18 protein-coding genes are annotated in these 20,767 nt (G+C 67.8%); 9 read left to right on the top strand and 9 right to left on the bottom strand.

Translation table 11 applies throughout. The features are described 5' to 3' along the window. Window positions 1–5 precede the first annotated feature (5 nt). Window positions 6–1,007, bottom strand: coding sequence for an aldo/keto reductase (locus tag FPZ24_RS16190; protein WP_146573731.1), 1,002 nt, complete (start codon window positions 1,005–1,007; stop codon window positions 6–8). Next, a complete protein-coding gene (locus tag FPZ24_RS16185) occupies window positions 1,004–2,275 on the bottom strand; it encodes a dicarboxylate/amino acid:cation symporter (RefSeq protein WP_146573729.1) in 1,272 nt (423 codons plus the stop codon). The genes FPZ24_RS16190 and FPZ24_RS16185 overlap by 4 nt, the downstream gene beginning before the upstream one ends. A 71-nt stretch (window positions 2,276–2,346) precedes the next feature. Between FPZ24_RS16185 and glmM the strand changes: the two genes are divergently transcribed. Continuing rightward, the gene (glmM, locus tag FPZ24_RS16180) at window positions 2,347–3,687 is read left to right on the top strand and encodes a phosphoglucosamine mutase (protein WP_146573727.1); all 1,341 of its coding nucleotides are present in this window, start codon (window positions 2,347–2,349) and stop codon (window positions 3,685–3,687) included. Window positions 3,688–3,909: 222 nt separating this feature from the next. Here the strand turns inward: glmM and FPZ24_RS16175 are convergent, their stop codons facing one another. The 4 genes from FPZ24_RS16175 to FPZ24_RS16160 are packed head-to-tail and all read right to left on the bottom strand — an operon-like array spanning window position 3,910 to window position 7,517. Further along, the gene (locus FPZ24_RS16175; RefSeq protein WP_240047528.1) at window positions 3,910–4,272 is read right to left on the bottom strand and encodes a VOC family protein; all 363 of its coding nucleotides are present in this window, start codon (window positions 4,270–4,272) and stop codon (window positions 3,910–3,912) included. Beyond that, entirely contained in the window at window positions 4,272–5,147 is an 876-nt protein-coding gene (gene nudC, locus FPZ24_RS16170) for an NAD(+) diphosphatase (RefSeq protein ID WP_146573723.1), read from the bottom strand. The genes FPZ24_RS16175 and nudC overlap by 1 nt, the downstream gene beginning before the upstream one ends. 10 nt (window positions 5,148–5,157) lie before the next feature. Further along, window positions 5,158–6,492: a serine hydrolase domain-containing protein gene (locus FPZ24_RS16165; RefSeq protein ID WP_146573721.1), complete on the bottom strand. Its 1,335-nt coding sequence runs from the start codon at window positions 6,490–6,492 to the stop codon at window positions 5,158–5,160. Then, a complete protein-coding gene (locus tag FPZ24_RS16160; RefSeq protein WP_240047527.1) occupies window positions 6,492–7,517 on the bottom strand; it encodes an A/G-specific adenine glycosylase in 1,026 nt (341 codons plus the stop codon). The genes FPZ24_RS16165 and FPZ24_RS16160 overlap by 1 nt, the downstream gene beginning before the upstream one ends. Before the next feature lie 14 nt (window positions 7,518–7,531). Between FPZ24_RS16160 and FPZ24_RS16155 the strand changes: the two genes are divergently transcribed. The 4 genes from FPZ24_RS16155 to FPZ24_RS16140 are packed head-to-tail and all read left to right on the top strand — an operon-like array spanning window position 7,532 to window position 13,500. Beyond that, window positions 7,532–8,107, top strand: a complete 576-nt coding sequence (locus FPZ24_RS16155; protein ID WP_146574649.1) for a DUF721 domain-containing protein — start codon at window positions 7,532–7,534, stop codon at window positions 8,105–8,107. Between the two features lie 23 nt (window positions 8,108–8,130). Further along, window positions 8,131–8,874, top strand: coding sequence for a thioredoxin domain-containing protein (locus tag FPZ24_RS16150; protein ID WP_240047525.1), 744 nt, complete (start codon window positions 8,131–8,133; stop codon window positions 8,872–8,874). A gap of 19 nt (window positions 8,875–8,893) precedes the next feature. Beyond that, window positions 8,894–12,292, top strand: coding sequence for a chromosome segregation protein SMC (gene smc / locus FPZ24_RS16145; RefSeq protein WP_146573719.1), 3,399 nt, complete (start codon window positions 8,894–8,896; stop codon window positions 12,290–12,292). After that, a complete protein-coding gene (locus FPZ24_RS16140; protein ID WP_146573717.1) occupies window positions 12,289–13,500 on the top strand; it encodes a PQQ-dependent sugar dehydrogenase in 1,212 nt (403 codons plus the stop codon). The genes smc and FPZ24_RS16140 overlap by 4 nt, the downstream gene beginning before the upstream one ends. On the opposite strand, the gene FPZ24_RS16135 is transcribed toward FPZ24_RS16140, so the two are convergent. Next, window positions 13,481–14,896: a peptide MFS transporter gene (locus FPZ24_RS16135; RefSeq protein ID WP_240047524.1), complete on the bottom strand. Its 1,416-nt coding sequence runs from the start codon at window positions 14,894–14,896 to the stop codon at window positions 13,481–13,483. The genes FPZ24_RS16140 and FPZ24_RS16135 overlap by 20 nt on opposite strands. A 72-nt stretch (window positions 14,897–14,968) precedes the next feature. On the opposite strand from FPZ24_RS16135, the gene FPZ24_RS16130 reads away from it, so the two are divergent. Genes FPZ24_RS16130 through FPZ24_RS16115 form a run of 4 tightly spaced genes read left to right on the top strand, consistent with a single transcriptional unit; the run spans window position 14,969 to window position 19,547 of the window. Continuing rightward, a complete protein-coding gene (locus tag FPZ24_RS16130; protein ID WP_146573715.1) occupies window positions 14,969–15,532 on the top strand; it encodes a hypothetical protein in 564 nt (187 codons plus the stop codon). Further along, a complete protein-coding gene (locus FPZ24_RS16125) occupies window positions 15,532–16,884 on the top strand; it encodes a peptide MFS transporter (RefSeq protein ID WP_146573713.1) in 1,353 nt (450 codons plus the stop codon). The genes FPZ24_RS16130 and FPZ24_RS16125 overlap by 1 nt, the downstream gene beginning before the upstream one ends. Before the next feature lie 31 nt (window positions 16,885–16,915). Further along, on the top strand, window positions 16,916–18,160 hold the full coding sequence (locus tag FPZ24_RS16120; RefSeq protein ID WP_146573711.1) for a putative DNA modification/repair radical SAM protein: 1,245 nt from the start codon (window positions 16,916–16,918) through the stop codon (window positions 18,158–18,160). Between the two features lies 1 nt (window position 18,161). After that, on the top strand, window positions 18,162–19,547 hold the full coding sequence (locus tag FPZ24_RS16115; RefSeq protein WP_146573709.1) for a UdgX family uracil-DNA binding protein: 1,386 nt from the start codon (window positions 18,162–18,164) through the stop codon (window positions 19,545–19,547). A gap of 4 nt (window positions 19,548–19,551) precedes the next feature. Here the strand turns inward: FPZ24_RS16115 and FPZ24_RS16110 are convergent, their stop codons facing one another. Further along, window positions 19,552–19,989 (bottom strand): hypothetical protein, encoded by a 438-nt coding sequence (locus tag FPZ24_RS16110; RefSeq protein ID WP_146573707.1) that lies wholly within the window; start codon window positions 19,987–19,989, stop codon window positions 19,552–19,554. Between the two features lie 102 nt (window positions 19,990–20,091). Next, window positions 20,092–20,742 carry a hypothetical protein gene (locus FPZ24_RS16105; RefSeq protein ID WP_146573705.1) on the bottom strand — a complete coding sequence of 217 codons (651 nt, stop codon included), beginning with the start codon at window positions 20,740–20,742 and terminating at the stop codon, window positions 20,092–20,094. Window positions 20,743–20,767 lie beyond the last annotated feature (25 nt).

The following is a 20,767-nucleotide window of genomic DNA, read 5'->3' as shown; positions in this document are numbered from 1 at the left end:
TTCGACTAGAGCTTGACCATCCGCATCCCGCGCTCGGCATAGCGCGGGCCGGCGGTGCCGCCATTGGGCGCGGCCGCCTCGATCGTCGCGAGGTCCTGGTCGGTCAGCGTCAGATCGGGCGCGCCGGCCGAATCGCGCATCGTCGCGCGGCGCTTGACGCCGGGGATCGGGACGATGTCTTCGCCCTGCGCGAGCAGCCACGCCAGCGCGACCTGGGCGTTCGACGCGTCATGCCGCCCGGCCACCTCGGCGATCGCATCGACGATCTTGAGGTTCTGCGGCAGCGTATCGGGCTGGTAGCGCGGATCGTTGCGACGCCAGTCGTCGGCGGGCAGATCGTCGAGGCTGCGGATCGTCCCCGCCAGGAACCCGCGCCCGAGCGGCGAATATGGCACGAAGCCGATCCCGTTTTCGCGACACGCGTCGAGGATGTCGCCCTCCACGTCGCGCTCCCAGATCGAATATTCGCTCTGCAAGGCGGTGATCGGGTGGACCTTCGCCGCGCGGCGGATCGTATCCGCGCCCGCTTCCGACAGCGCGATGTGACGGACCTTCCCTTCCTTCACCAGCTCGGCCATGCCGCCGATGGTCTCCTCGATCGGGACGTTGGGGTCGACGCGGTGCTGGTAGAACAGGTCGATCGTGTCGATACCAAGCCGCTTGAGCGACCCCTCGCACGCGCGCCGCGCATTTTCGGGGCTGCCGTCGAGCCCGGCCATGTCGTTGCCGTTCCAGCGCATTGCGAACTTGGTCGCAATGACGAGGCCGTCGCGCTTGCCCTTGATCGCCTGGCCGACCAGTTCCTCGTTCGAAAACGGGCCGTACATTTCGGCGGTGTCGAAAAAGGTCAGGCCGACGTCGATCGCCTCGTGGATGGTCTTGATCGACTCGTCGTCGTCGGCATGCCCGTAATTGATGTTGCCCTCGCGGATCATCGGCATGCAGCCGATGCCGATCGCCGAAACCTTCAGGCCGCCGTCGTGCGTACCGAGCGTGCGATATTTCATCCGGGAATCTCCTCGATCAGGCGATCGGTCTCGTTCTCCGACGAACCGCCGCTGCGCGCCGATATGGTGGCGGTGACGGCGACATCCATGGTGACATTGCCCAATGTGCGAAATAAATCCGGCACCGTCTCGACCGCGACCAGCAAGCCTAGCGCTTCGATCGGCACGCCCATCGCGACCGCGACCGGCGCGACCGACGCGAAGAAGCTGATCGTCCCGGGCAGCGACACCGACCCCATCGTCGTGATCGCCGCGGTCGCGACCCCCGCTGCGAGCTGGCCCGGGCCGATCGGCGTGCCGGTCAGGTGCGCGACGTAGAGCGCGACCGCCAGGTTCATCGCGGGGCTGGTCGCGCGGAACACCGCGACCGCGATCGGCAGGACGACGCCGGACACGCTAGCGGGCGCCCCCAGCGCCTCGCTAGATTTGAGCATCGTCGGCAGCGACGCGAGCGACGACGAGGTCGAGATGGCCACGATCTGGCTTGGCAGCACCGCGCGGGCGAACCGCCCGATGCCCACGCGCGCGCCGATCGCCGCGATCGGATAGGCCGACAATAGGACCAGGATGCCCATCGTCGAGACGATCGCGATGTAATGCGCGAGCGCGCCGAACGCCGCCGCGCCGGTTTCCATCCCCAACCCGAACGCCAGGCAGAACACCCCGAGCGGGGCGAGCACCAGCACCCAGCCGATCACCACCACCATCGCGTCGGCGATCGCTTGGAAGAAATCGATCAGCAGCTTGCGACGCTCGGCCTGCAGACGTGTGATGGCGAACGCGAAGACCATCGCGAACACGGTCAGCGGCAGGAACGCATCGGTCGCGGCGGCGTCGACGATGTTGGTCGGCACGATCTTGTCGAAGAAATCGCCCAGGCTGGGGATCTGTCCCGCCGCCTTTGCGCCCGACAGCGAGGCGCGCAAGGCATCGCCCCATTCGGCGGGGAGCGGGAACAGCTTCAACAAGAGCGGCGTCAGGAAGGCCGACAGCAAGGTGTTGATCCACAGGATGACGACGAACGCCAGCAATGCCCGCGCCGCGATCCGCCCGGCGCGGGCCGCTTCGGCGGAGGCGGCGATGCCGATCACCAGCAACGCGACCACCAGCGGGACGATCACCATTTGCAGCCCGTGGAGCCACGCCCCGCCGATCCGCTTGGTGAACAGCAGCATGAACGCCCCGGCGTCGGGCGACTGGTTGGCAAGCAGGATGCCGAGCAGCAGGCCGCCGACCAACGCCGCCAAAATCCGAAACGCCTGGCTCATACTCGCTCTTCCCTGTTCGCCGCGCTAATAGGCGCCGACAACGCGCAGGATAGCGGACGGAAAACGGCACGATGGCAAGAAAATATTTCGGCACCGACGGGATTCGCGGGCTGACCAACAAGGCGCCGATGACCGCGCAGATGGCGATGCAGGTCGGCATGGCGGCGGGCGCGCATTTCCTGCGTGGCGACCACAAGCATCGGGTCGTGATCGGCAAGGACACGCGGCTGTCGGGCTATATGCTCGAAAACGCGCTGGTCGCGGGCTTCACCAGCGTGGGCATGGACGTGACGCTGTTCGGGCCGCTGCCGACCCCGGCGATCGGGATGCTGACCAAGTCGATGCGCGCCGACCTGGGCGTGATGATATCGGCCAGCCACAACCCCTATGCCGATAACGGGATCAAATTGTTCGGTCCCGACGGCTACAAACTGAGCGACGCGGACGAGCTGGCGATCGAAGCGCTGATCGACGGCGACGTCGCACCCGCCGATGCGCCCGATATCGGCCGCGCACGCCGGGTCGAGGATGCGCGCGGGCGCTATATTCACTTCGCCAAGGCGACCTTCCCCGACGATCTGACGCTGGACGGCCTCAGGGTCGTGGTCGATTGCGCGAACGGCGCCGCCTATCAGGTCGCGCCGACGACCTTGTGGGAATTGGGCGCGGACGTCATCGCGATCGGGGTCAGCCCCAACGGCAAGAACATCAACGACCAGGTCGGATCGACCGCGCCGCAAGTGCTGTGCGAGACGGTCGTCTCGTCGGGCGCGCATATCGGCATCGCGCTCGACGGCGACGCCGACCGGCTGATCGTGGTCGACGAGAATGGCCGCGTCATCGACGGCGACCAGCTGATGGCGGTGATCGCGACCGGCTGGGCGCGCGCCGGGACGCTCAAGAATGGCGGCCTCGTCGCGACCGTGATGTCGAACCTGGGGCTCGAACGGCATCTGTCGGCGCAGGGAATCAAGCTGATCCGCACCGCAGTCGGCGACCGCTACGTGCTCGAGGCGATGCGCGGCCAGGGGTATAATGTCGGCGGCGAGCAATCGGGCCATATCATCCTGTCGGACTATGCGACGACCGGCGACGGGCTGGTCGCGGCGCTGCAGATTCTGGCGGAGTTGGTGCGGTCGGGTCTGCCGGCCAGCGAGTTGCTCCACCGCTTCGATCCGCTGCCGCAACTGCTCAAGAACGTGCGGTTCAAGGGCGGCAAGCCGCTCGACGATGCCACGGTGAAGGCGGTGATCGCCGACGCCGAGGGAGAACTGACGGGCAAGGGCCGGTTGGTGATCCGCCCATCCGGGACCGAACCCGTCATCCGCGTGATGGCCGAGGGCGAGGACGCGGCGCAGGTCGAAGCGGTGGTGGATCGCATCTGCAACGCGGTGACCGCGGCGGCCGCCTGAGACCTAAGTTGACACCAGGTTGACACTAACGACGATGTTCCGCCGGGAGCCAAAACTCCGTGCGAACTTCACAGAGTCTCCGTGCTCCTGCGAAAGCAGGAGCCTGGGGTAACGCAGGTCGAACGACCCTGGGCTCCTGCTTTCGCAGGAGCACGGCGCTGGGGAGGTCACGATATCAAAGAGCCCGGCAACGCTGTCAGGCGAAATCCTACATTGCAACCGTCAACCGGCGAACAGGATCAGATTGCCGTCGGGATCGGCGAGCATGAAGGTCTCGGCGCCCCAGCTTTCGGTGCGGAGTTCCTGGTGGAACGCGACGTCCGCGGCGGCGAATTCGGCATGGAGCGCGGCGACGTGCTCGCTCGCGATCGTCGCCGCCAGCGCATCGGCTTCCCGCGTCCGAAACGCGGCATCGAACACCGGCCCGTCGACGTGGCGCAGGTTGAGCCGGGCGCCGTCGCGCGCGACCTGCGCGTAGAAAGGCGGATCGCCATGGACGAAGGTGGCCGCGAATCCGATCGCCGCGAACCACGCGCACGACGCCGCGATGTCCGACACGAATAGCTGCGGCTCGGCGGTCAGCATCATCCCTCGTCCGCCCATCGCGTCAGGAGCGTGTGCGCAATCGCGAAGTGCGGCGGTGCGATCATCGGCGCGTCGGGATCGCCCGCCAGCGCGCGTTTGACGTCGGCGCGGCTGATCCAGATCGCGTCCTGCAATTCCTTGGGGTCGATCGTGATTGTGTCGTCCTCGGCCTCCGCCACGCAAGCCATCATCAGTTGCGAGGGGAACGGCCAGGGCTGGCTGGCGACGTAGCGGACGTTCGATACGCGGACGCCGGCTTCCTCGAAGATTTCGCGTGCGACCGCTTCCTCGATCGATTCCCCCGGCTCCATGAATCCGGCGAGCGCGGAATAGCGGCCCTCCGGCCAGTTCGGCCCGCGCCCGACCAGCGCCCGGCCGTCATGTTCGGCGATCATGATCACGACCGGATCGGTGCGCGGGAAATGCTCGGTCCCGCAATTGTTGCAGAGCCGCCCCCACCCGGCGCGGAACATCGCGGTGGCGGTGCCGCAATTGGCGCAGAAACGGTGCCGACTGTGCCAGTCGAGCACGCTGCGCGCGGCCGCATAGGTCGCCGCTTCCTCGGGCCGCAGCCGGTCGAGCATCGCGAACATCGCCGCGGGCCGCCCTGCGGGCGCGCGCATGCCATCGACGAACGCCGTGAAATGCGGCTTGCCGTCGATCAGGCCGAGGAACACGATCTCGCTGTCGGCCGGCGCGTCGGCCAGGCTGGTCCAGCCGAGCGTCCCGTCCTCGCCGACATCGGGGACGAACCCCATGTCCAGCCGCAGCAGTTTCGCGCGCCAATCGCCCAGTACAGCGGCCAGCGCGTTTGGATCGTGGCGCAGGTGATCGGCGCGGTCGAGCGGGCTGCCGGTGAAGCCGGGGGCGATCATCGGGCCGCGATCACTTGCGGTAGCGCGCCATGTCCGTCTGGAGCGCCTTCACCACATCGGCGCGCACCGGCCATTTGTCGGCGGGGAAGTAGTTGACCATCACCGCGCCGCGGATCTTGGCGACCGGATTGACCCAGGCGATCGTGCCGGCGGCGCCGCCCCAACCATAGGTGCCGGCCCCCATGCTGTCGGTCTTGTCCTCCAGGATCACCGATCCGCCGGCGCCGAACCCCATCTTCGGGCCCGACGTGCCGCCGGTCGCGCCGCCGACGCCGCCGAACTCCACGCCCGGGGGCAGCAGATCGGACATGGCGAGCTTGGCGGTCTCGACCTTCATCACGCGGACGCCGTCCAACTCGCCGTAATTCTGCAGCATGTGCAGGAAGCGGTCGTAGTCGTTCGCCGACATCACCAGCCCGGCGCCGCCATAGGGGAAGCTGGGCGGACTGGCATAGACCGAGGTCGCGGCGGGATCGAACGCGATCATCTGGGTGCCGCCGGGGACGAACGCGTAATTGGTCGCGAACCGCCCGATCTCGCTCGCCGGCACGGTCCAGTAGCTCGACTTCATCTTGAGCGGATCGAACAGCCGAGTCTGGACGAACTTGTCGAACGGCATCCCCGATGCCTTTTCGATCACCGCGCCCATCACGTCGAGGCCGATCGAATAGCTCCACTTGGTGCCGGGATCGGCGATCAGCGGAACGCTGGCGACGCGATTGGCGAACTCCTGCAAGGTCGGTGCGCGCACGGCGCGGGTCTTGACCTCGTCGGCGGCGTTGATCGCGCCCGGGGTCAGGCCCTTTTCCATGTACAGCTGGAGCAGCGGACCCTTGGTGATGATCGTGTAGCCGAGGCCGGCGGTGTGCGTCAGCAGGTTGCGGATCGTGATCGGGCGCGTCGCCGGGCGGCTCTCGATCGTGTTCTCGTTCAGCTGGACGCGCATGTTCTTGAACGCGGGCAGGATGTCGCTGACCGGCTCGTCGAGCTTGAGCTTGCCCTCCTCGATCAGGATCATCGCCGCCATCGCGGTGATCGGCTTGGTCATCGAATAGACCCGCCACAGGCTGTCGGGGCCGGTCGCGGCGGCGTTCGCGTCCTTGGCGATCTTGCCCGAGGCGACGAAGATGGTCGAGCTGTCGCCGACGCCGAATGCGCCAACGATGCCGGGCATCTTGCCGGCGGTGACGTAGGAATCGAACAGCGCGCGGGTGGCCGGCAGCGGATCGGCGACCGGCACGGGGGCGGGTTGCGGCGCGGGGGCGACCGACTGCGCGATCGCGCCGCCGGCGATCACCGCGACAAAGGCCGTTCCGGTCAGGATCGGTGTCAGAAAAGTACGCATCAGGCCCCTCCTATCGCTTTGGCCGCCTTGGCGAAGACCGTGGGCAACCCCGCCTCGCCAAGCGACTCGACCGGCCACCAGACCGCATCGCCGGGCAGTGCATGGCGCTCGACGCGCGCGGTCGCAAGCGCGAGTTGCAAATCGAAATGGGTAAAGCCGTGCGCGACGGTGGCATTGCGCATCGTCCAGTCGGCAGCGATCGGCGCGTCGGTGGTCCCCGGCGGCTCGCCGACCCAGGGCCCGGTGGGCAGCGCGCGCATGCCGCCGAGCAGACCCTTGGGCGGGCGGCGGACGAGCATCACCGCGTCGCCCGCCTGCGCCCAGAAGATAGTGCCGTAGCGTTGCGGCTTGCGCGCCTTGGCGGTCTTGACCGGGAACGCGACCTGATCGCCGGCCGCGAACGCCGCGCATACGTCGCGCAACGGGCAGAGCAGGCAGCGGGGTTTGCGCGGTATGCAGATCGCCGAGCCCAGGTCCATCATCGCCTGCGCGAAATCGCCGGCGCGGTCTCGCGGCGTGATTGCCTCCGCCGCCGCACGCACCGCGGGTTTGGTCGCTGCCCGGAACAGCCGCGCGACGACGCGCTCGACATTGGCGTCCACGACGGTCGCCGGTTCGCCGAACGCGATCGCGGCGATCGCGGCGGCGGTGTAATCGCCGATCCCGGGCAATTTGCGCAGCGCGGCTTCGGTTGTCGGGAAGTGGCCGCCATGCTCGGCGACCACCGCCTTCGCGCACGCGGCGAGATTGCGGGCGCGGGCATAATAGCCAAGCCCCGCCCATGCCGTCATGACGTCATCGTCGGACGCCTGCGCGAGGCTTCGGAAATCGGGCCAGCGCGCGGTCCATGCCTGGAAGCGCGGCGTGACGGTGGCGACCGTCGTCTGCTGGAGCATCACCTCCGACAGCCACACGCGATACGGGTCCGCCGCCTCGCCCGGCCGGGCCCGCCACGGCAGCTCGCGGCGGTGCGCGTCGTACCAGGCGAGCAAGGCGTCGGCGATCGATGAATGCTTGGCGGCCACGGGTCGGCTATGGCATGGATGAAGCGATGAGCAAGCGCGCGACCCCCAAACCGCCGATCCAGGAACGCCCCCGCGGCGGGCCGGCGCGCGCGGTCGCCGATTTGCTGCCCCAGGTCGGCGGGGCGGCGTTCAAGCGTTACGGCTTCGTCCAGTCGGGTATCGTCACGCGCTGGGCGGAGATCGTCGGGCCGAAATATGCCGGCGTTTCCAGCCCCGAATCGATCCGCTTTCCGCCCGGCAAGAAAGCCGACGGCGTACTGACCGTGACGGTAAAGGGTGCGCACGCGGCGATGATGCAGCACATCGCGCCCGAGATCGTCGAGCGCGTCAATCGCTTCTTCGGCTATACCGCGGTCGCGCGGCTCACCCTCAAGCAGGGTAATGTCGCGCCGCGCCCGTCGCGGGTCGCGCCGCCCAGCCTGCGCCCGATCGAGCCCCCCGCCGCACTCGGCGACGGCCTACGCGCGATCGCCGATCCCGAATTGCGCGCGGTGCTGTCCGCGCTGGCCGCCGGCGTCGCCGCGACGCGCGGCCCCCCGATCGTCGGCGACGAGCTTGCCAGCCTCGTCATTGCCGGCAAAATCAGCTGATCCTTCTCGTTGGAGACCGTTCGATGACGTTTCGTGCCCTGTTCGCCGCCCTTCCGCTGCTGCTCGTGACCGCGTGCGGCGGCGCCAATGACGGCAACGTCAGCAAGCCCGCCGGGAGCGTTTCCGCGGTGAAGCCGCCCGCGGGCAAGAGCTGGCTCGAAACCGTCGTTACGACGCCCGAGGGCGGGGTCCGGATGGGCAATCCCGACGCACCGATCAAGCTGGTCGAATACGGTTCGCGGACGTGCCCGGTATGCGGCGCGTTCGGCCGCGAGGGTACCCAGCCGCTCGAACAGAATTACGTCGCGACCGGCAAAGTCAGCTGGGAGTTTCGCGAATATCTGGTCCACGGCCAGCCCGACATTCCGGCCTCGTTGCTCGGCAAGTGCGTGCCGAACGAGGTGTTCTTCCCGATCCTCGAACAGATGTACATCAACCAGGGTCCGATCGAGGACAAGATGGGCTCGCCCGAGGGCCAGGCGCTGTTCCAGCGCATGCAGAGCGCGCAGCCGGCGCAAGTCGCCACCGCCTGGGCCGACTATCTGGGCTATGTCGATTTCTTCAAGCAGCGCGGGCTGCCCGAGGATAAGGCGCGCGCGTGCCTTGCGGACACCAAGGCGCTCGATAAGATGCTGCAGATCATGAAGGACGGCGACGCCAAAGGGCGTGACCGGGACGCCGTCCTTCTTCATCAACGGCGTGAAGGCCGACGCGATCAGCTGGCAACAGCTGGAGGCGGTGCTCAAGAACGCCGGCGCGTGATCTAGCGCGCCGGTGGGGCCGCCGATGCAGATAAAACGGCTCCGTCTGTCGGGCTTCAAGAGCTTCGTCGACGCGGCCGATCTGCGCATCGAGCCCGGGCTGACCGGCGTGGTCGGCCCGAACGGTTGCGGCAAGTCCAACCTGCTCGAGGCGCTGCGCTGGACGATGGGCGAGAACAGCCCGAAGTCGATGCGCGGCGCCGGCATGGACGACGTCATCTTCGCCGGCACCGACGCGCGGCCCGCGCGCGACTTCGCCGAAGTGTCGATCCTGGCCGAGATCGACGGCGGCGAGACCGAGGTGGTGCGGCGGATCGAGCGTGGGGCGGGGTCGGCCTATCGAATCGACGGGCGCGACGTCCGCGCGAAGGACGTCGCGTTGCTATTCGCCGATGCCGCGACCGGCGCGCACTCGCCGGCACTGGTCAGCCAGGGGCGGATCGGCGCGGTGATCGCCGCCAAGCCCGCCGAGCGCCGCGCGATGCTGGAGGAAGCGGCGGGCATTGCGGGCCTGCACGTCCGCCGCAAGGACGCCGAGCAGAAATTGCGCGCGACCGAGGCCAATCTGGCGCGGCTCGACGAGATCATGTCGGACCAGGAGGCGCGGGCCAACGCCCTACGGCGCCAGGCGCGGCAGGCCGAGCGCTATCGCGAACTGTCGGACAAGATCCGCGTGGCCGAGGGCCGCATGATCTTCGCGCGCTGGCGCGATGCGGCGGCGGCGGCGGATGCGGCCAAGGCCGAGGCGGGGCAATGCGAGGAAAAGGTCGCGACCGCCGCCGAGATGCAGCGCGCCGCCGCCGCGCACCAACATGCCGCGACTCAGGCGCTGGCCGAGGCGCGCGCCGGCAGCCAGGCCGCGCGCGAGGCGGCGACCGAGGCTGGACACGCGCTGGCCGGCTTGCGCGCCGAACATGCGGCGGCCGAGCGGCGGATCGTCGAACTGGCCGAACAACGCGGCCGGATCGCCGAGGATCGCGAGCGGGAGGGCGCGCTCGCGGTCGATGCGGCCGAGGCGATCGCGCGGCTCGATGCCGAAACCAAGGCACTGACGAAGCGCGCCGACGAGGCTGCGGCACGGCTGCCCGCGCTCGATGCGACGCTGGCTGAGGCCGAGCGGGCGGCACGCGACGCCGACGTCGCGCTGGCGCAGGCGATGAGTCGACAAGCCGCCGAGATCGCCGATGCGCGCGTGGCCGAAGCGGCGGCGTCAGCGGCGCGGGCGCGACACGACCGGGCGTTGCGCGATCAGGCGGCGTGGGAGGCGGAGCTCAAATCGCTGGGTGATGCAGCACCGTTGCGCGCGGAGAAAGCGGCGGCGGCAAAGGCGCGCGCCGATGCGCTCGATTCGGCCGAGACGGCGCGGACGGCGCGGGCGCGGGCCGATGCCGACGAACGCGCCGCGCAGGAAGCGCGCGATACGGCGGAGCAGGCGCGGGCAGCGGCGCGCGCCGAACTGGCGGCGATCGAAAGCGAACTCGTCGCGCTGGAAAAGGCGACGCGGCCGTCGGGACGCGATCGGCTGCTCGATCATGTCCGCGCCGCGCCGGGCTACGAACGCGCGCTGGCGGCGGCGTTGGGGGACGACCTCGAAACGGGACTGGATGCCAGCGCCGAACGCTATTGGTCGGGCGCGGAGCCGCAAGCGGGAGACCCCGGCGCGCACGGACTCACGCGGCTCGGCGATCATGTCGAGGCACCGGCAGCGTTGGCGCGGCGGCTGGCGCAGGTGCTGGTGGCGGACAGTGATGGCGGTCAGCCGCTCGCGGTCGGGCAGCGGCTCGTGACGCTCGGCGGCGTGCTGCGGCGGTGGGACGGTTATGTCGCCAGATCGGGCGGTGCGGCGGCGGCTGAGCGGCTTGAGCGGATCAACCGGCTGGCTGCGCTGGAGAAGGCGCGACCCAAGGCGCAAGGGTCGCTCGACAAGGCCAACGGCCAGCTCGACGCCGCCGAAGCGAAGATCGCCGCCGCGCGCGCCGATGCCTCCGCCGCGCGCGCGTCGCTCGAACGGGCGGAGAATGCCGCGCGCGAAGCGACCCGGATGGAGGACCGCGCCACTGGGCAGCTCGAACGGATCGAAGCGCAGCGCGCCGATCTCGACACGCGCGGTCGCCGCGTTGCCGCCGAAATCGGGGAGGCGGAGGCCGAAGCCAAGCGCGCCGATGCCGCGCGGGCGGTGCTGCCCGATGGCGCAGCGACGCGCGATGCTGTCGCGCGGCTCCAGGCCGAGGCCGAGGCGCGGCGCATGGCGTCGTCGACGGCTCAAGCCGAACGCGCGACGGTCGATCGCGCGATCGCTGCCGACCGCGAGCGGCTGGCGGCCGCCGATGCCGAGCAAAAGGGCTGGCGTGCTCGCGCCGGCGAGGCCGCGAAGCGGATCGCTGACATGGCCAAACGCGAAGCGACGCTTGCCGCCGAAGCCGACGCCGCCACCGCCAAGCCGGGCGACCTCGCGGCGCAGATCGCGACGCGCGACGCCGGCTATGCCGACCTCCGCACGGCCGCCAGTAGCGCTGCCGACGCCGAGCGCGACGCCGAGATCAAGCTGCGCCATACCGAGGAGACCGCGCAGGCAGCGGCCGAGGCGTTGTCACTGGCACGCGAAGCCCGCGCCGGCGCGGCGGCGCGCGCGGAGAACCAGGATCTGCGCCGGATCGAGATGACGCGGCTGTCGGGCGAACGCTTCGCCTGTCCGCCGCCTTTGCTGGGCGAACGGATCGGGTTCGACATCGACCGGGTCGGCGATCCGCAGGACGAATCGGTTCAGCACGACAAATTGCTGGTCGATCGCGAGCGGATCGGGCCGGTCAATCTGGTTGCCGAGACCGAACTTGCCGAACTCGACACCGCGCGGCTCGACGCCGCAGCGGAGCGCGACGAGCTGGGCCAGGCGGTCAACCAGCTGCGCGGGTCGATCGGGACGCTCAACCGCGAGGGGCGGCAACGGCTGCTCGCCGCGTTCGAGGCGGTCAACGGCCATTTCCAGCGGCTGTTCGCGACTCTGTTCAACGGTGGCGCCGCGCGGCTCGAACTCGTCGATTCGGACGATCCGCTCGAGGCTGGACTCGAGATCATGGCGCAGCCGCCGGGGAAGAAACTCCAGTCGCTGACCCTATTGTCGGGCGGCGAGCAGGCGCTGACCGCGGTCGCGTTGATCTTCGGGCTGTTCCTGACCAACCCCGCGCCGATCTGCGTGCTCGACGAGGTCGATGCACCGCTGGACGACGCCAATATCGAGCGATTCTGCGACTTGCTCGACCGCATGTGCCGCGAGACGAAGACGCGCTATCTGATCGTCACGCACAATGCGGTGACGATGAGCCGCATGCACCGGCTGTTCGGCGTGACGATGGTCGAGCGTGGGGTGAGCCGATTGGTGTCGGTCGATCTGGGCGGCGCCGAGACGTTGCTGGCGGCCGAATGAGATTGCTTCTCGGTCTGTTCGCGCTTTTCGCGTTTGCCCAGCCGGCAGTTGCGCGCAAGGCGCCACGCGAAGGGTATGCCACGTCCGGTCAGTGCGACGGTTTCCCGCGCGTGTCGCTGACCACGCCGGCGCGGCTGTGCGTCGGGCTGGTCGCGACCGGCATCGGCTTCCCGCGCGGGCTCGCGGTCGTCGGCACCGATCTGTACGTCGCCGACCTCGCCTCGCGGACACCGGGGCGAGGGCGCATCCTGCGCTTCGCCAATTTCGGGCGGGGGGCGCCGGTGGTCGTGCTGTCGGGGCTCAACCAGCCGAACGGTCTGGCGGCGGGAGCGAGCGGCAAGTTGTATGTCGGCGAGGTCGGACGGATCATCCGCTTCGACCCGCGCGCCGCCGATCCGCGCGCGACGATCACCGAAGTGATGACCGGCCTGCCTAAGGACGGCCGGCACGACGTGACCGCCTTCACGCTGTCGCCCGACGGTGGGATGGTGGTCAATGTCGGGTCCTTCAGCGACAATTGCGAGAGCGAGAATGGGGGCGCGCCCAACCCGAATACGCCGTGTCCCGAACAGAAAATGCGCCCGCCGCGCGGCAGCCTGATCCGCATTCCGCCCGGCGCCGCGCTACCGATGTCGGCGGCGAGCGCCGAAGTGCTGGCGACCGGGCTGCGCAACGCGATGGCGTTCGCGTACCTGCCCGACGGCAAGCTGATGGTGGCGTCGAACGGACGCGACAATATCGATTCCGCCGATCCCAAACTGTCCGACGACACGCTGCCGCACGACCTGTTGCTCGCGATGGACAAGGGTGCGAATTACGGCTGGCCCTATTGCTTCGACGCCAATCGGCCGAGTCCAGAATATCCGCGCTACGATTGCGGCAGGATGCGCCGACCCGCGATGCTGCTCGCGCCGCACGCCGCGCCGTTGGGGATGATCCGCTATACGGGGACGAAGCTTCCCGGGCTGACCGGCAAGTTGTTGCTCGCCTATCACGGCTATCGCGCGCGGGGGCATCGCATCGTCGCGATCGCCGCCGGGCTAGGCGGCGCCGTGGCGGGCAGCGAGACCGACATCGTGTCGGGCTGGACCCGTGCCGCCGGCGTCCGTCCGCAGGGTTTTCCGGCCGCGTTGATCGAGCTCCCCGACGGTAGCGTGCTGATCGCCGAGGATCAGAATCGCTGCCTGCTCAGGCTGTCGGCACTGTAGTGGGCTCCGGCTGGAGTATTTTCCCGAACACCAATTTCACGCCCAGGAAAATCGCCGCCGCGCCCAGGATCGATGCGACGTGTAGCCCCCAGAATTGCCCCGCCGGCATCAGATCGAGCCAGCCGCCGACCCAGCCGACCGCCAGGTTCGCGCCGAACAGAAACAAATAATAGATACCGATCACCGTCCCCGCGATCGCGCGCGGGGCCGATCGCGAATAAAGCGCCAGGCTGACCGGGAAGACGTTGGCGAACCCCAGATTGTTGAGCGTGTTGACGAGCAACGCGACCCACAGCGGCACCTTGCTCCCGCTCGCATCGGCGTGGCTCGCGACGACCGCGACCAGAATGAACGCAGACGACGAGATGATGCAGCCGATGACCAGCTTGGTGATCTCGTCCGGGTCGCGCCAGCGCCGCCCGTACCACCGCCAGAACGCTACCGCCCCGGCCAGTGTCGCGAAGCCGGTGATCGCATCGAACGACACCAGGAAGCTGGTCGGCATGCGCGCACCGAACAGCATGAATTCGTAGGAGCGGTCGGCCCAGACCAGATAGGCGTTGAACATCTGCTGATTGCCGAGCGCGCTCGCCGCGAGGACGGGGATCATCAGCAGTAACAGCACCAGCACTTTCCAGTCGCGGGCCGTCATCGGCGGTGCGGGCGGACCATCCGCTTTCATGGTGCGCGGCTCCGGCGGCAAATGACGCCGACCGGTCAGATAGACCAGCAATCCGATCAGCATCCCGACACCCGCCGCGCCGAACCCCCAATGCCACGCGACCTTCTCGCCCAACGCGCCGCAGATGATCGGCGACAGGAAGGCGCCGCCGCTGATCCCGAGATAATAGATTTGGAACGCGTCCGCGGTGCGGTTGTCGCCGGGGCCGTAAAGCGCGCCGACCTGGCTCGCGAGATTGCCCTTGAGGCATCCGACGCCGAGCACGAGCAACAGCAGCGCGAACAGGAACGACACGTCGAACGCCATCAGGAAGTGGCCCGCGGTCATCAACAACGCACCGAGTGTGATCGTCCGCGTCTTGCCGAGCCAGCGGTCGGCGATGATCCCACCCAGGATCGGCGTCACGTAGACCAGCGACGTATAGGTGCCGAAGATATGCGACGACAGCGCCTGCGTATTGGGCGCGGCGCCGTAGATGTGCGTCAGCACGCTCGAGAACCAGCCGAACCCCGCGATATTCTCGACATGGCCGGGCAGCAGCAGCGCCTTGATCATGTACAACACAAGCAGCGTCTGCATGCCGTAATAGCTGAATCGCTCGAACGCTTCGGTTCCCGCGATGACGGGCAGGCCGAGCGGGTGACCGAGGAACTCGCGCTTGTGCGGCAATGTCATCAGCGCGTCGGGACGGACATCCGGTTCTTCGATCGACATTCCCGTGCGGGCCCTTCGCGTTGTAGGCTGCCGAGCCTAGCGCGGCGCGCGCCGGTGCAGAAGGGGGGCGTGATGCGATTGCGATTTGCCGTGGTCATGCTCTCGATGCTGCTATCGGGGTGCTGGTGGGAGGGGCCGATTTTCTACCCGCCCGATCCGGCGGCGATTCAGCCGATAACGGCGGGCCTGTACGAAGCGCGGAGCGGGGAGCAGGGCGACAAGCCCGACCGCGGGCGGTTTGTCCGCCGTCCCGACGGAAGTTGGGCCGACGAGGCCGATGCGAAAGCCGGATATTTCTTCGTTCGTCTGGGCGGTACGACCCGCGATCTGTGGGTCGTCGAGTTCATCGCCACCGATGGTCCGGACGCTGGCTATGGATTGCTGGAACGGGTCGGCGATCGTTGGACGATGGACCCGTTGATCGATTGCCGCGGCACCGAGCAGATCGTTCGCGCGGCGGGCGGCGTGGTCGAGAATGACGCCGCGCCGGGTGCCGATACGTCGGCAGATCGATCCCTCGGCAACAATCTGGTTTGCCGCTTCGCCGATCGCGCATCGCTCGAACGCGCACTGCTCGCCTATGCCGCGGCGCATCCGCGACTCACCGGTGCGACGCTCAAGCGGATCGGCGATTGATGGCAACCGCTGCGGGCAAATTCCGCCATCCGCGCGGCCTCTACTACCTCGCCTTCACCGAAACGTGGGAGCGGTTCAGCTATTATGGCATGACTGCGTTGCTTGCGCTGTACATGACCAAGCAGTTGTTGTTGCCGGGCCATGCCGAGCATGTCGTCGGGTTGACGACACTGCGGCATCTGTTCGAATGGCGCGGGCCGATCAGCGATGTCGCGTTCGCGTCGCTGATCTACGGCTGGTACGGCGGGCTCGTCTATTTCACGCCGATCCTGGGTGGGCTGATCGCCGACCGTTTCCTGGGGACCAAAGCGACCGTGGTGCTCGGCGCGCTGCTGATGGCGGGCGGGCATCTGGCGATGACGTTCGACGCTAGTTTCCTACTCGCGTTGGCGTTGCTGATCGTCGGGTCTGGGTGCCTCAAGGGCAACATCTCAGCGCAAGTCGGGCAGCTCTATCCGCAAGCGGCGGAGAGTTTGCGGACGCAGGGCTACACGATCTTTTCGGCAGGCATCAATGTCGGCGCGGTGCTGGGGCCGCTGACCTGCGGTGGGTTGGCCGCCGCTTATGGCTGGCATGTCGGGTTCGGGGCGGCGGCGGGGCTGATGCTGTTGGCGCTCGTCATCTATCTCGCGGGGCAGCGGCATTTGCCGGGCGGGCGACTGCGCGCGGAGAAGACCGTCTACCCCCCACTTAGCCTCGCCGAGCGCCGCCGCACTTGGCTGTTGATCCTCGTCGCGACATTCACGCTGTTCCCTAATATCACCTATCCGATGATCTGGAGCATCGGCGTGCTGTGGGTCGATCAGCACGTGTCGCTCGCCAGTCCGCTGGGCGACGTGCCGGCATCGTGGTTCAACTCGGTCGACGCCTTTGCCAGCATCGTCGCGGTGCCGCCGCTCGTCGCGCTTTGGGCATGGCAGGCGAAGCGCGGGCGCGAACCGCACGACGTGACCAAGATCGCGATCGGATCGTTGCTGACCGGGCTGTCGGCGCTGTTGCTGGTCGCCGGCGCGATGCTCCTCGGTGCGGACGGCAAGACGTCGGTCATCTGGGCGCTGGCCGGCTGGTTCGGGATGGGGATCGGCTTCCTCTATTACTGGCCGGTGCTACTCGCGCTGATCAGCCAGGCCGCACCCGCGAAGATCAGCGCGACGCTGATGGGCGGCGTGTTCCTGTCGTTCTTCGGCGGCAGCGTGATCGCGGGATGGGTCGGCAGCTTTTACGACCAGATGCGCCCGGCGGCATTCTGGTCGGTCGATGCGGCGATCTCGATCGTCGGCGGGCTGGTCGCGCTGGCGCTCGCGCGGCCGCTTGCCCAAGCGCTGGCACCGGAGACTGACGCAGATCAGTGACTCTCGCCGCGGAGGAACATAAAAGGAACGCGTGGCCCAGCTCGATACTCGCCAGAAGCTCGAAATCCTCGCCGACGCCGCCAAGTACGACGCGAGTTGCGCGTCGTCGGGGTCGGTCAAGCGCGACTCGCGCGGGGGGAAGGGGATCGGGTCGACCGACCAGGGCATGGGGATTTGCCATGCCTACGCGCCCGACGGTCGATGCATCTCGCTGCTCAAGATCCTGCTGACCAACAGCTGCATCTTCGATTGCCATTATTGCATCAACCGCAAGAGCTCGAACGTGCGCCGGGCGCGTTTCACGACCGACGAGGTCGTCCAGCTGACGCTCGCTTTCTATCGGCGCAATTATATCGAGGGGCTGTTCCTGTCGTCGGGGATCATTGCTTCGTCCAACTATACGATGGAGCAGATCGTCGAGGTCGCGCGGAGCTTGCGCGAGGATCACGATTTTCGCGGATACATCCATCTCAAGACGATTCCCGACGCCGATCCGGAACTCGTCCATCAGGCCGGAATGTATGCCGACCGCGTGTCGATCAACGTCGAGCTACCGACCGTCAGCGGGTTGAAGCGGCTCGCGCCGGAAAAGTCGGCGACGCAGATCGAGGGCGCGATGGCGGCGACCAAGGCGGACATCCTCGACACGGCCGACGCCAAGAAGCGCTACAAGTCGGCGCCGCGCTTCGCGCCGGCGGGACAATCGACGCAGATGATCGTCGGCGCCGATGCCGCGACCGATCGCGATATCGTCGGGCGTGCGGCGGGACTGTATGGCAAGTTCGGTTTGCGGCGCGTCTATTACTCCGCTTTCTCGCCGATTCCCGATGCCAGCGCCGTGCTGCCGCTCAAGCGTCCGCCGTTGATGCGCGAGCATCGGCTGTATCAGTCGGACTGGCTGATGCGCTTCTACGAATTCAGCCCGCAGGAAGTGGCCGACGCCGCCGACGATACCGGCATGATGCCGCTCGATATCGACCCCAAGCTTGCCTGGGCGCTCAAGCATCGCGCGCGCTTTCCGGTCGATGTCAATCGCGCCCCGCGCGAGATGCTGCTGCGCGTGCCGGGGCTGGGGACGCGCGCGGTGGGCAAGATACTGGCGGCCCGGCGCTGGCGGCGGCTGAGCCTCGCCGATATCGGACGGCTAACGGTGTCGATCGCCAAGATCCGGCCCTTCCTGATCGCGAGCGACTGGCGGCCGGTCGCACTCGCCGACAAGCTCGATGTGCGAACGTTGGTCGCGCCCAAGGTCGAGCAGATGGAATTGTTCGGCTAGCATGCGCGTTGTTACGCTGGAGACGGAGGACGATTTCGACGGTTGGCGCGATGTGGTGCGCGGGTTGGTGCTCGACCATGTTCCGCCCGACCAGGTCGTGTGGCAAGTCGGTGATGAACATGGCGAGCTGTTCACCGGCCAAGTGCCGCTCGCCCCGCCGTCGACGGGGGCGTTTTCGGTGCCGCGGCCGTTCATCGACCTCGCGCGCAATGCCATCCTCCACACCGACCGCGAGCGGTTCGCGTTGCTCCATACGTTGCTGGTGCGGCTGCGCGATCAGCCGAAGCTGATGGAGGACCAGGCTGACCCGCTGGTCCGCAAGCTCGAAGGGTTCGCCAAGGCGGTGCGGCGCGATATCCACAAGATGCGCGCGTTCGTGCGCTTCCGCGAGGTACAGGACGATGGCGGCACGCGCTACGTCGCCTGGTTCGAACCCGAATTTCATATCGTCCGCGCCAATGCGGCGTTCTTCGTCAACCGCTTCGCGACGATGCGTTGGTCGATCCTGACGCCTGCGCTCACGATCCATTGGGACGGCAAACGGCTGACCGAAGGACTGGGCGCGTCGAAGGCGGACGCGCCCGACGGCGACCCGGTCGAGGCGGTCTGGAAGACCTATTACGCGTCGATCTTCAACCCGGCGCGGGTCAAGGTCGGCGCGATGTTGAAGGAGATGCCGCGCAAATATTGGAAAAACATGCCCGAAACCGCGTTGGTGCCGGCGTTGATCGCGAGCGCGCAAGCCCGGGAGAGCGAGATGGTGGCGACGGCGAAGACCAAGATTGTACCAGGCGGCAATATCCAGGCGGCGTGGGAAGCGCTGCGCGAAGAGGCGATGAACTGCACCCGCTGCCACCTCTACAAGCACGCGACGCAAACCGTGTTCGGGGAAGGGCCGGTCGACGCCGACCTGATGTTCGTCGGCGAGCAACCGGGGGACCAGGAGGATCTGGCCGGGCATCCGTTCGTCGGCCCCGCGGGGCAGATGTTCGACCGCGCCATGGCGGACGCCGGTGTGGACCGGGCGCGCGCCTATGTCACCAATGCGGTCAAGCATTTCAAATACGAACTGCGCGGTAAGCGCCGCATCCACTCAAAGCCCGACGCGGGAGAGATCACCGCATGCCGATGGTGGATCGACCAGGAACTCGCGCTGGTGAAGCCGAAAATGACCGTGGCGCTGGGCGCGACCGCGGCGCGCAGCCTGTTCGGCAAGGCGATGACCATCGGCCGCGAACGCGGCCGCGTGCTCGAACTGCCCGATGGCGGTGCAGCGTGGATCACCGTCCACCCGAGCTACCTGCTGCGCCTCCCCGACGAAGACGCGAAGCGCGAGGAGTATGCGAAGTTCGTCGCCGACCTGAAGGCCGCCGCCGCGGCGATGTAAACGTTCAGGAGGTGGGATCGTTGTTGCGCAGTACTTCGTCGACCAGCGCGCCATCGGCGGCGATCGTCGATTTGACGCGACTGAACAGATCGGTGCCGTTGCTGGTCGGCGCGTCCGATGGCACCTGGGCCTTGAGTAGAGTCTGGCCGGGGTTGGGACCCGGCTCGATCCACACCGTCATCTCGCGCACCATGCCGGCCGCCGCGATCCGGACGTGGATCATCTTGCCGTCGACCTTGTCGGACGAGAATTGCACCGGCACCCTGGCGCGGGCCATCTCGTCCTTGTTCGCGCTGACCTTGCTCTGGATCTCGCCGACCGCGTTCGACAGCGCGTTGTAGAGCAGCACGGGGTCGCGATCGACGACCTGCTGCGGCAAGGGACGTTGGCCACACCCGCCCAACGCAGCGGCGATCAAAGCGGCGGGTACGAAGCGGTACATCGTCATAATCCTCAATTGTCCGGGATCCCGTCGCCCGACGTGTCGGGCTTCGACCGCGGCGTCGGCCAATCGGACGGCCGGTCGTCGTCGGCCGGTCCCATTTCACGCATCACCGGCTTGAACTCGCCGTCGCCGTCCATCGGGCAGCCGGCGCGGCGGGAGCTTGTCGGCCATCGCCTGCAACTTGATCGCGTTGCGCGCGCCTTCGCCGATCGCCTGGGTCAAGTTTTCAGGGCGGTCGCGCGGCGCGTCTTCGATGCCGGACATCCGCCATTCCTCGACCAATTTCTGGCAGTCCTCGGCGCTGGCGCGCGGGCCATCGGTCAGCTTATTGAGCTCGCCCTCGACCGCCATCGAGAACAGGCCGGAGGTGATGCCGGTCGAGCGGAACGCCGGGGACACGACATCGTCGGACGCGTTGCCGCGCTGGACGCTGGTGGTGACGCGCGTGCGCTTGCCCCCGTCGAGCTGTTCGAACGTCGCGGTCATCGTCGTCGCGACCTTGTCGCCCGCCATCACCCACCACGTCATGTGATCGGCCGCCTTTTCGAGCCGGATGTCGGGCTTGACGCCTCCCGACAGGCTGGGATCGGTGCCGGGATTGCCGGGCTGCGCGGAGATGTCGAGGTCCTCGAGCGCGGCGACGACGTCGGCCTGCGGCCGGTCGACGACATGCGAGTAGCCGTTGCCGATCCAGTTGCACGCCCCGAGCGCGAGCGTCAGCAATCCCAGAAAAATGCCGCGTACGATCATTGCAGGTCCCCGAATCCTGGCAGGG

The sequence above is a fragment of the Sphingomonas panacisoli genome, from assembly GCF_007859635.1.
Classification (GTDB): domain Bacteria; phylum Pseudomonadota; class Alphaproteobacteria; order Sphingomonadales; family Sphingomonadaceae; genus Sphingomonas; species Sphingomonas panacisoli.
This window is presented reverse-complemented; position numbering and strand designations above follow the sequence as displayed.

Bases quoted from the DNA above. Each gene is read 5' to 3' on its own strand.
- FPZ24_RS16190 (WP_146573731.1), bottom strand. From the start codon at position 1,007: ATGAAATATCGCACGCTCGGTACGCACGACGGCGGCCTGAAGGTTTCG.
- FPZ24_RS16185 (WP_146573729.1), bottom strand. From the start codon at position 2,275: ATGAGCCAGGCGTTTCGGATTTTGGCGGCGTTGGTCGGCGGCCTGCTG.
- glmM (WP_146573727.1), top strand. From the start codon at position 2,347: ATGGCAAGAAAATATTTCGGCACCGACGGGATTCGCGGGCTGACCAAC.
- FPZ24_RS16175 (WP_240047528.1), bottom strand. From the start codon at position 4,272: ATGCTGACCGCCGAGCCGCAGCTATTCGTGTCGGACATCGCGGCGTCG.
- nudC (WP_146573723.1), bottom strand. From the start codon at position 5,147: ATGATCGCCCCCGGCTTCACCGGCAGCCCGCTCGACCGCGCCGATCAC.
- FPZ24_RS16165 (WP_146573721.1), bottom strand. From the start codon at position 6,492: ATGCGTACTTTTCTGACACCGATCCTGACCGGAACGGCCTTTGTCGCG.
- FPZ24_RS16155 (WP_146574649.1), top strand. From the start codon at position 7,532: ATGGATGAAGCGATGAGCAAGCGCGCGACCCCCAAACCGCCGATCCAG.
- FPZ24_RS16150 (WP_240047525.1), top strand. From the start codon at position 8,131: ATGACGTTTCGTGCCCTGTTCGCCGCCCTTCCGCTGCTGCTCGTGACC.
- smc (WP_146573719.1), top strand. From the start codon at position 8,894: ATGCAGATAAAACGGCTCCGTCTGTCGGGCTTCAAGAGCTTCGTCGAC.
- FPZ24_RS16140 (WP_146573717.1), top strand. From the start codon at position 12,289: ATGAGATTGCTTCTCGGTCTGTTCGCGCTTTTCGCGTTTGCCCAGCCG.
- FPZ24_RS16135 (WP_240047524.1), bottom strand. From the start codon at position 14,896: ATGTCGATCGAAGAACCGGATGTCCGTCCCGACGCGCTGATGACATTG.
- FPZ24_RS16130 (WP_146573715.1), top strand. From the start codon at position 14,969: ATGCGATTGCGATTTGCCGTGGTCATGCTCTCGATGCTGCTATCGGGG.
- FPZ24_RS16125 (WP_146573713.1), top strand. From the start codon at position 15,532: ATGGCAACCGCTGCGGGCAAATTCCGCCATCCGCGCGGCCTCTACTAC.
- FPZ24_RS16115 (WP_146573709.1), top strand. From the start codon at position 18,162: ATGCGCGTTGTTACGCTGGAGACGGAGGACGATTTCGACGGTTGGCGC.
- FPZ24_RS16110 (WP_146573707.1), bottom strand. From the start codon at position 19,989: ATGTACCGCTTCGTACCCGCCGCTTTGATCGCCGCTGCGTTGGGCGGG.
- FPZ24_RS16105 (WP_146573705.1), bottom strand. From the start codon at position 20,742: ATGATCGTACGCGGCATTTTTCTGGGATTGCTGACGCTCGCGCTCGGG.